Origin of the sequence: Chromohalobacter sp. 296-RDG, assembly GCF_029889885.1 — a bacterium.
GTDB lineage: Bacteria > Pseudomonadota > Gammaproteobacteria > Pseudomonadales > Halomonadaceae > Chromohalobacter.
In genome coordinates this window covers 1-952 of sequence record NZ_JARANY010000252.1, presented here as the reverse complement: position 1 = coordinate 952, position 952 = coordinate 1, and the positions used below count along the sequence as shown (strand labels likewise).

The 952-nt window shown below is 56.6% G+C and carries 1 protein-coding gene and 1 pseudogene; one reads left to right on the top strand and one right to left on the bottom strand.

The window, feature by feature from the left end:
- A partial coding sequence (locus OP495_RS18300; RefSeq protein ID WP_280571199.1) for a hypothetical protein occupies positions 1–570 on the bottom strand: 570 nt, incomplete at its 3' end.
- Between the two features lie 85 nt (positions 571–655).
- On the opposite strand from OP495_RS18300, the pseudogene OP495_RS18295 reads away from it, so the two are divergent.
- Positions 656–813, top strand: a pseudogene (locus tag OP495_RS18295) (methylmalonate-semialdehyde dehydrogenase (CoA acylating)); the annotation flags it as partial.
- Positions 814–952 lie beyond the last annotated feature (139 nt).

Genomic DNA, 952 nt, shown 5'->3' with positions numbered 1-952 from the left:
TGATTCCATGGCATTGGCCAGTTGCGTGATCCAGTTCAGGTAAGCTTTCGAGCCGCTTACCAGTGCCTGGTCTTTTGCAGCTACTTCTCTGGCCTCGCTGTCCGTCCCGTGGTCAGCGATCTCGCGCATTACTGGCTCGGTTTGCTCCACCGCCTTGTTAATGATTCCGCGCTCCAGGCGCAGCATCTTGACCATGAAGCTCAGGAAATTCTTGAAGAAGTCCTTTTCGGCAATGTAATGGTCCTTGCGATCACCTTTCTTCCACACCTTCGCCACCATGCCGGTGTCGATCAGTTCGCGGACACCGGTACTGACGCTCGCCTTGCTCATGGCGACCTCGTCTTTTATGTCGTCCAGCGTCAGCGGTGACGCAGAGAAATAGAGCACGGCGTAGATCCGTCCCACCGAGGGTGTGACACCGTAGGCCACCATGCTCTGGGCAAGGGCGCTGATCATTACATCGCGCGCTTCTTCCAGGCGCTGCGAGTCCGTCTTCTGCATGGCATGCTCGGAAGTTTTGTATGTATTGAACATTTTGAACAAAGTAAATAAGAATGCGGAAGTCGTCAAATCGACATACCTCCCTGGTCACAGGTCGCGGTATGGAAGCTAAGCGACGGAGTCAAAGAGAAGGGCACCGCGTTGGTGGTCGACGGTCGCCTTCCACAGCCTCGGTGGCTGGAAAGACTCGCTATTCGGCGACCTCACGCCTACGGCCCCGACGCCGTGCGCTTCTACACCCGCCGCAAGGCTATCTCCCAACGCTGGCCGCAGCACTCCGACCAGGGAACCGCCCAGTTCAGCTTCCCCTGAACCATCCGCACGGCTGAACCCCACGCCCACGCCGCTCACACCGGCGCGGGCGTTTCGTGTCTACGCCTTTCGTGTAGCGCTATGTTGAACGACGTTAAATTAAGCTAGGTTAAGTATTGTTTGGAGTTACCGATACAAC